Raw genomic sequence first — 5808 nt, 5'->3', positions numbered from 1 at the left:
GGGAAAATTGAAATCGAGGTCGGACCTGATGACGAACTGGCAAAGATTTCCGTTATAGATCACGGCCCCGGAATCAGCACGGAGAATCTCGGGCGCATCTTCACTCCCTACTTCACCACCAAAAGCGAGGGGTCAGGCCTGGGACTTGTGATCGCGCAGAGAATTGTGTTTGACCACGACGGTGAAATTTCCGTTAATAGCAGTGTCGGAGAAGAAACCGTGTTCACCATCAAACTTCCGGTTGTTACAACATGAGCGCGAAAATACTGATAGTCGACGATGAAGAAGCTATCCTGAAATCACTGGCCGGACCGCTCGAACGTGAAGGTTATGATGTCCTGACGGCGAAAACATCTGCCGAAGCGGTTAAGCTCAATTCGCGCGAGGTCGACCTGTGCCTTCTGGATGTCTGGCTTCCCGACGGTGACGGGGTTGAACTCCTGGAAAAGTTCAAGCAGAAATTTCAGCTCCAGGCTTATATCATGATGTCCGGCCATTCCGATATCGAGACAGCGGTCAAGGCAGTCAAGCTGGGTGCTTACGATTTCCTGGAGAAACCACTCTCGCTGGAACGGATTCTGATCACGATCGAAAACGCGCTCGAGATGCTCAACCTCTCCCGTGAAAACCAGGCATTCAAGTATGAGATGCAACAACGTTATCAGCTCGTGGGTGAATCAGATGAGATAGAGCAACTCAAATCACAGATCGAGAGAATCGCCCGGGCCGACAGCCGTGTACTGATCCAGGGCGAAAACGGCACCGGCAAGGAAATCGTCGCTCGAAATATCTATTACAAGAGCGCTCGTGCCGGAAAACCGTTTGTGGCCGTCAACTGCGCCGCGTTGCCCGATGAACTGATCGAATCGGAACTGTTTGGATTTCAGAAGGGAGCTTTCACCGGGGCCGCCTTTGCACGGGCGGGTCGATTCGAGGAGGCTGACGGCGGTATTATCTTTTTGGATGAAATCGGCGATATGGCACCCAAGACCCAGGCCAAACTGTTGCGGGTAATTGAACAAAGCGAGGTCGAACGGCTGGGCGGAGGAAAACCCAAAAAAATCGATGTACGTATCCTCTCGGCCACCAATCGCAACCTTGAACAGAAGATCGAACGCGGGCAGTTCCGCGAGGATCTCTATTTTCGCCTCAACGTCATCCCGATCGAAATCCCTCCCCTGAGGCAACATAAAGATGACATCCCCATCCTGGCGGAATATTTTGTCAAGCAGATCTGTGCCGACTATGGTCGTCGGCCGGTCAGGATCGCCAAACCTGCTATGACCGCTCTGATAAAATACAATTATCCCGGAAATGTGAGAGAGTTGAAGAATATCGTCGAGAGGCTTTTAGTTACCGGTGAGTTTGAAAATATCGGCCGGGATGATGTCGAGTTCGTACTCTCAACCACAACCCTCAAGGGAAGACAGGTCGATTTGAAAACGGCGGTGGAAGATTTTGAGCGCAGGTATATCCTGACCAAGATCAAGGAAACCGCGGGTAATATGGCCGAGGCGGCCCGCAGGCTCGGACTCGAGCGCAGTCACCTCTACAAGAAGCTCAAAGCGCTCGACATCGAAGACACCCAACCGTAAGAAATTAGTCACCTTTACCTGAAATCAATGAATCGGGCAGAATGTGCTGATAGATATATTGGCCGATTATCTCCGCCATCAATTCAATTCCCCTGCGATTTGGATGGATACCATCCGCGCTGAACAGCTCTCCGATGTCCTTTCGGGTATCGATTATCCTCTCCAGGTCAAGTAAATACAAGTCTCTGTTTTCGGCGACTTCACGCACGCTTTTATTGTACCGCTTATGTAACATGATCACCGAATCCCTGCTGTAAGCGTAACGGTCCCGCACCAGATAGTCAGGAACCGTCAGCTTGTAATGCGAGGTAGGCGAAGTCACGAGCAGTACGGGCACAGCAGATTTCTCACAGCGCATGGCAATCGCGTTTAAATTTGCAGCGTACTCGTCGAGCGGGACCCGGGTTTGGTCAATAAGTCTGCTCTTTCGATCGGACATCAATGGTTCAGCCAGCCTGCCGGCCAGTTGTATCAGTCGTGAATGCAGATATACTTTGCGGATCAACCAGCTGAATCGACCCCCTCCCGCCTCGGAGTCGATCGCGTTACAGGCCAGCCAGTGATCATTCCAGCCAAACAGCACCACCGCCAGGTCGGGTTCGAACTTTTCGGCGTACATATCCGCCATAACCCTGCCCTGGTAGGAACTGTAACCAGCCACCGCCATTATCACCGACTCGATTTTAATATCATCCCGACCGAGAAGCCTGTTCAGCAACTGTACAACGAAACGCGGATACCCGAGTTGCGTGACTGAATCCCCGAGATAGATTATACGGTATGTACCGGGCGGTTTGGGAACCGCGACCTCGTGATCGGGGAATCCGTAGGAGTTAACATTGGGTTGACTGGAGGGGAGCTTCCAGTAGAGCCGATCATCGGGGACAAACAACGAGCGGGTTTCAGGCCTGAGCGTGGCGAATTTTTCTCCGCCCTGGTAGTGCAGGCTTCCCTGGTAGCTGAAATCGACCAGCCTGAGGATTAGCTCTGGGATGACAAATATAAAAACAACAACCGCAGTAACCAGCATCAGGCGACAGATTAATTTGCCTCCGATTTGCTTTTTTATCGCGAGCAAACAGTATGCGGTCAAAAAGGCCAGGGCAAATAGAAACCATAACCAGACAAGATCCGAGAACAATAAGAGAATCGATAAAACTGCGCTTACCGCCAATGATACAGCCACCAGCATTCTCGCGAACCGGCACTGGATAGATGTGTCATAAATCATAATATCGTCCAGTTTCATTCAATTCGATATTATATTGATCAAATGACGATTACTCAATCAAAATCGCTCAACTCGAAGTTTCGATTCACACCTGACGTCTGCAATATTTGCAGTGCTGACATAGCAGTTAACGTTGAACTCAAGAGAATAAACAGGCTTGCCGATTGCTCAAATAACCCCTACATTGCACCCGTCGAATACAATGAGGCCTAGATGAATCTTGTAAACTACATCTTTATAACTGTCGGGCTGGCTGTCATGGCCTTTTTCGCCACTTTCTACGTTACCTCGCTGGTCGAGAAAAAACTGCGTGCCGCAATCGTCAGCATCCTGTTTTTCGGTCTGTTCGGTATCATCTGGTCGCTGGTATTTCTGGCTTTCTGGCAGGACAGCATGATTTTAATATTGCCGGTCGCTGTTGTAGCTGTCTTTACAGCCTTGTTCTTTCTGCCGGCGGGTGGTATGAGTTCGATTAGGATTGAAGATGTGAACGGCAAGGTCGATGAACGCGATATCATGTTCGCCCGCGAGGAATACCTCCCCGGCTCGGAGAAGTACGCGAAATACTACGAGATGCGTCCTGAACACAAGCAAATCGATGACCGCATTCGCAAACTGCCTGTCATGTTTAAACCGGGCGGGCGCCACTATGATCCGGTCAGGTCGCAACAGATCGAAGCTATTTTCGAAAAGATCGAGACAGCCTTGACCTATGTCGATGGTCCTGTGGCCGATATTCGGGCCGAGTACAACTCCGAAGAAGCCACTCGCATAGTTAAAAAATATGTGCTTGAAAATGGTGCCGACGATGTCGGGATCTGTGAATTGAATCCGATGTATGTTTACTCCCATGTCGGCCGTGGCCCGGAACCATGGGGTCAGCCGATTGTCAACAGGCACAGCTACGCGATCATGTTCACGCTCGAGATGAACTACTTCCATGTTGAAAGCGCCCCCGATCTTCCAATCACCGCCGAGACCGCCGCCAAGTATTTCGAGGGAGCCAGAATATCGATCGGTCTGGCCGACTATATCCGTAAACTCGGGTATCCCGCACGGGCTCATATCGCCGGATCGAACTACCAGATCATGTTGCCACCTGTGGCCTACGATGCCGGCCTGGGTGAGCTGGGTCGTCATGGTTACCTGATTTCACCTACCCTGGGATCACGCATCCGCCTGGGAGCGGTCACCACCGATCTACCGCTTCTGGCAGATAAGCCGATCACTTTCGGGGTGCAGGATTTCTGCCAGGTTTGCAAAAAGTGCGCAACCAACTGCCCCTCCAGGGCGATTCCGGATGGTGACAAATGCGAAGTCCGCGGGGTGGAAAAGTGGCTCCTGGATATGGAAAAATGCCTCTGGTACTGGCGTCTGGCCGGGACTGACTGCGGTTTGTGCATGAAAGTCTGCCCTTTCAGCCATCCCCCGACACCACTTCATAACCTGGTCAAAAAAGCGATCAAGCGTTCAGCGTTTGCTCGCCGGGTCGCGGTCTATGGCGATGACTTATTCTACGGGCGCAAAAAAGATCTTTAACGGTTCATGCGACAATGCTTTCTCAGGAGTTGATTCAGACCTGGTTTAGATTTAATGCCCGGAGCGTCACCTGACAGTCAGAATTGTCAAATCACAATAGTGAGACTTGACCTACAGGTCTGTAATAACAATGGAAACTGCGCAGTTGTCATCTCGACCGAAAAATTGCGCTTGCGTAATGACGAGTGGAGAAATCTCAATCATCGGATTCTTCCATGGCAGGATACTAGCTCCCGACAAAAGACGAGAACTCAAGACCTGCCATAACGAAGCGAGAGATATTCACTTCGTCAGCACACCAGAGCATGATTCCTTCTCAGGATGACTTTAACATGCGGTCAGGATTCTTTCCTGACCGAAAAACGTACCCAGGTATTGTCAACACGAGCGAAGCGCGGCGATCTTTGCATTAAAGATTGCGTCGCCGCTACGCTCTTCGCAATAACGACGGCAGTCTAAAACATCGAGTAAACTTCTTGAGTTACAGCAGGAAACAAATTTGCCTGAAATCACTATAATCGGTTAAAAGCGGATAATTTGGAACCGAAATAGGCTGTATGGGTTACATTATGCGGAGATTTTGCTTGCTTTTTCGTCAAATCCGCTTAAATTAACCCGGTTTGATACGGTAAATTAAGGAGTGTGAACTGGTGAAAGAAAAAATTCATCCGAAATACGTCGACTGCACGATCACCTGTGCCTGCGGCAACCAGGTCAAAACCAAGGCGACCCTGCCTGAAATCAAGGTGGATATCTGCTCCAACTGCCATCCGTTTTTCACCGGGCGCCAGAAACTGGTTGACACTGCCGGTCGTGTGGAGCGCTTCAAGCGCAAATATGCCAAGTACAATCAGGGCAAGCAGAAAGACTCCAAAGGCAATTAGATTACCACAACTTGCAGGCAGCGCCGGTTTAATCGGGCGCGGCCTGTTTTAGTTTGTGCAACCGTAAAAGCGAGGAGTTTGATATGCCGGATCTGAATGTCGGCGGACAGGCGGTTATCGAGGGCGTGATGATGCGCTCCAAGGATCGAATCTCTACCGCGGTCCGACGGGCCACGGGCGAGATCGAGATAAAATCCGAAGATTTTCTGTCCTATACTAAGCGCGTAAAGTTATTCGGACTGCCGATCATACGCGGTGCGGTTTCGCTGGTCGAGATGCTCGCAATCGGGATCCGCACGCTTAATTTTTCCGCCAGTGTGGCGGCCGAGGATATCGACCGGGCCGAGGGCAAAGAAACCAACCAGAAGACCTCGAACCTGGCGATCGGAGTTACCGCGGTAATCGCTTTCGCACTCGGTATAGGCATCTTTTTCTTTCTGCCACTGTTTTTCTCATCGCTTATCGGGGTCAGCCGTGAAGCACTGTCATTCAATCTCGTTGCCGGCGTAATCCGGGTTTTGATGTTTCTTGCGTATGTCTGGATGATCTCCCGTTTCGG

7 protein-coding genes are annotated in these 5808 nt (G+C 50.7%); 6 read left to right on the top strand and 1 reads right to left on the bottom strand.

Annotated elements, in window-relative coordinates; all coding sequences use genetic code 11:
- A partial coding sequence (locus GF404_08515; GenBank protein ID MBD3382226.1) for a hypothetical protein occupies positions 1 to 255 on the top strand: 255 nt, incomplete at its 5' end.
- The gene (locus GF404_08510) at positions 252 to 1595 is read left to right on the top strand and encodes a response regulator (GenBank protein ID MBD3382225.1); all 1344 of its coding nucleotides are present in this window, start codon (positions 252 to 254) and stop codon (positions 1593 to 1595) included. The genes GF404_08515 and GF404_08510, both read left to right, overlap by 4 nt.
- Positions 1596 to 1599: 4 nt before the next feature.
- Here the strand turns inward: GF404_08510 and GF404_08505 are convergent, their stop codons facing one another.
- A complete protein-coding gene (locus GF404_08505; protein MBD3382224.1) occupies positions 1600 to 2844 on the bottom strand; it encodes a hypothetical protein in 1245 nt (414 codons plus the stop codon).
- Positions 2845 to 3039: 195 nt separating this feature from the next.
- Between GF404_08505 and GF404_08500 the strand changes: the two genes are divergently transcribed.
- The 4 genes from GF404_08500 to GF404_08485 form a co-directional block, all read left to right on the top strand.
- Positions 3040 to 4365 (top strand): reductive dehalogenase, encoded by a 1326-nt coding sequence (locus tag GF404_08500; protein MBD3382223.1) that lies wholly within the window; start codon positions 3040 to 3042, stop codon positions 4363 to 4365.
- 178 nt (positions 4366 to 4543) lie between these two features.
- A complete protein-coding gene (locus GF404_08495; GenBank protein MBD3382222.1) occupies positions 4544 to 4690 on the top strand; it encodes a hypothetical protein in 147 nt (48 codons plus the stop codon).
- Between the two features lie 325 nt (positions 4691 to 5015).
- Positions 5016 to 5249, top strand: coding sequence for a 50S ribosomal protein L31 (gene rpmE, locus GF404_08490; protein MBD3382221.1), 234 nt, complete (start codon positions 5016 to 5018; stop codon positions 5247 to 5249).
- Between the two features lie 83 nt (positions 5250 to 5332).
- The coding region (locus GF404_08485; protein MBD3382220.1) for a DUF1385 domain-containing protein at positions 5333 to 5808 on the top strand (476 nt) is incomplete at its 3' end.

Source organism: Candidatus Zixiibacteriota bacterium (assembly GCA_014728145.1).
GTDB lineage: Bacteria > Zixibacteria > MSB-5A5 > JAABVY01 > JAABVY01 > WJMC01.
Note: the sequence above shows the minus strand (reverse complement) of the source record. Positions and strands in the feature narration are given on the sequence as shown.